The sequence below is a fragment of the Mesorhizobium sp. genome, from assembly GCF_024509055.1.
Classification (GTDB): Bacteria; Pseudomonadota; Alphaproteobacteria; order Rhizobiales; family Rhizobiaceae; genus Mesorhizobium.
Map to the genome: position 1 here is coordinate 1 of NZ_JANINM010000228.1, position 2,879 is coordinate 2,879.

Sequence of the window (2,879 nt, forward strand, 5' to 3'; positions counted from 1 at the left end):
GCGACGCCCTTTTCGTTGGCGGCGATCTGGGCCTTGAGGTCGGCGATGTTCTGCGTCGGATTGCGTGCCGGGTAGGGATGATCGGTCAGCAGCGCCTCAAGTTCCTTTTCTCGGAAGCGGCCGTGATCGACGATGCGGAAATTGTCGAACAGCACGCCTTCCTCATCGACCGTGGTCGCCAAAGGCGTCATCGAGCCGGGCGCGGTGCCGCCGACATCGGCATGGTGGCCTCGAGAAGCCGCCCAGAACAGGATCTCCCTGCGCGCGTCGTCGAACACCGGGGTCACCACGGTGATGTCGGGCAGATGCGTGCCGCCATTGTAAGGCGCGTTGAGCGCGAAGACGTCGCCGGGGTGGATATCGCCAGAATTCAGGCGGATGACGGTTTCCACGGAGCGATCCATGGAGCCGAGATGCACCGGCATGTGCGGCGCGTTGGCGACCAGCGCGCCGTGGCGGTCGAACACGGCGCAGGAGAAATCGAGCCTCTCCTTGATGTTGACGGAGTAGGCGGTGTTCTGCAGCGTCACGCCCATTTGCTCGGCGATCGACATGAAGAGGTTGTTGAAGACCTCCAGCATCACCGGATCTGCCTCGGTGCCGAGCGCGGACTGCCGGCGCTTCCGTTCGACGCGACGCAGGAGCACGTGGTTCCTTGCCGTGATCTCCGCCTGCCAGCCCGGCTCGACGACGATGGTCTGATTGGGCTCGATGACCAACGCGGGGCCGGCGATCCTGTAGCCCGGCTTGAGTTGCTCGCGACGGAAGATGCCGGCGTCGCGCCAGGCGCCGTCTGCGAAGAATTGCCGGGTTTGGGAAGGGCTTGCGGCCTGGTCTTCGCGACTTGATTCACTTTCGTCTCGACCGCCGGTGCTGGCGTCGACGCCTTCGACACCGACGGCCTCGACGATCATCGGCTTGTCGTCATAGACGAAGCCGAACTGGGCCTTGTGGGCAGCTTCGAAGTCGCTTCGTGCACGGAATATCGAGTCATGCTCGAAACTCACCGGGAGTGCGGTATCGGTGCCGTCATAGCGGATCTGCAGGACCGGTTTCGAGGCGATTGTCGTCTCCGCAATACCTTGCTCGCCGAGTTCAGCGATGACGCTTCGGCGCAACGCCGCAATCAGGTCCTCGATCGCCGGGCGGGACTCTTCGGCAAGCGGCATCAGAAGCGCCTGTTGGCGCGAAGCGAAGACAGATGACAGCCCGATGCCGTAGGCCGAAAGCAGGCCGGAGAACGGGTGGATCAACACTGCTTCCATGCCCAGCGCATCGGCGACCAGGCAGGCGTGCTGGCCGCCGGCGCCACCGAAGCAGTTCAAGAGATATTCGGTCACGTCGTAGCCACGCTGCACCGAGATCTTCTTTATGGCGTTCGCCATGTTCTCGACGGCGATGGTGACGAAACCCTCCGCCACCGCTTCCGGCGAGCGTCCATCGCCGATTTCGGCTGCGAGCGCTGCGAATTTCTCGCGCACGGCGGCCACGTCGAGCGGCTGGTCCTGCGCGGCGCCAAAGATCGCCGGGAAGAAATCGGGCTGCAACTTGCCCAGCATGACATTGGCGTCGGTGACGGCGAGCGGACCGCCGCGCCTATAGGCGGCAGGCCCGGGATTGGCGCCGGCGGAATCCGGGCCGACCCGGAAGCGGCCGGCCTCGTAATGGAGGATCGAGCCGCCCCCGGCCGCGACCGTGTGGATGCGCATCATCGGCGCGCGGATGCGAACACCGGCGACTTCCGTGTCGAAAGCACGCTCGTATTCACCGTCATAATGGGCGACGTCCGTGGATGTCCCACCCATGTCGAAGCCGATGACCTTGTCGAAGCCGGCGAGCTTCGCCGTCTCGACCATGCCGACAACGCCGCCGGCAGGACCAGACAGCAGCGCGTCCTTGCCCTGGAACATGTCCGCCGCGGTGAGGCCACCCGACGACATCATGAACATCAGGCGAGGGCCGGCGCCCAACTCGCCCGCCACTTTGCGCACGTATCTCGACAGGATCGGTGAAAGATACGCGTCGACCACGGTTGTGTCGCCGCGACCGACCAGCTTGATCAGCGGCGAAACCTCGTGGCTGACCGAGACCTGGCCAAAACCAAGCTTGCGGCAGACCTTCGCAACCGCCCTCTCGTGGTCAGGATATTTCCACGCATGCATGAAGACGATGGCAACCGCGTCGATGCCGTCGGCCTTTGCCTGTTCGATCGCCGGACGGCAGGCGGCGATGTCGAGCAGCCGTTCGACGCAGCCGTCGGCGCGCACGCGTTCGTCGATCTCGATCACCCGCTCGTAAAGCTGCTCCGGCAGGATGATCTCCTTGGCGAAGATATCCGGCCGCGCCTGATAGGCGATGCGCAGCGCATCGCGAAAACCCTTGCTGATGAGCAACAATACCCGGTCGCCCTTGCGCTCCAGCAGCGCATTTGTGGCGACCGTCGTGCCCATCTTGACGTCGCCGATCCGGTCGGCGGGAATAGTGGCGCCGGCTTCCAGCCCAAGCAGGTCACGGATGCCTTGTATGGCGGCGTCGGCATAGGCTTCCGGGTTTTCCGACAGCAGCTTGCGCGGATGCAGCAACCCTTGCGGATCGCGGCCGATGACGTCGGTGAAGGTGCCGCCACGGTCGATCCAGAAATCCCATTTCTTGCTGTCAGCTGCTTGCGGCATTCGGCTTGTCCAATGTGTCGTCTGTGTCTTGTGTTAGTTCGCCAATTCGATGCCGGCAATCGGCATCGATATTACATGTGGAAACGCAACGTTACGAAACCCATGGGCCAGCTGGCGCATTTCGTCCTCGACCGCTCACCGAAACGTGAGCGTCTGTTGAAGGAGAGATACCATGAAGAAGCTCATTCTGGCGTCTGTGTCGGCGCT

Annotated in this window: 1 protein-coding gene; it reads right to left on the minus strand. The window is 63.5% G+C overall.

The window, feature by feature from the left end; genetic code table 11:
* The coding region (locus Q0L57_RS11130; protein ID WP_296742547.1) for a hydantoinase/oxoprolinase family protein at positions 1–2,672 on the minus strand (2,672 nt) is incomplete at its 3' end.
* Positions 2,673–2,879 lie beyond the last annotated feature (207 nt).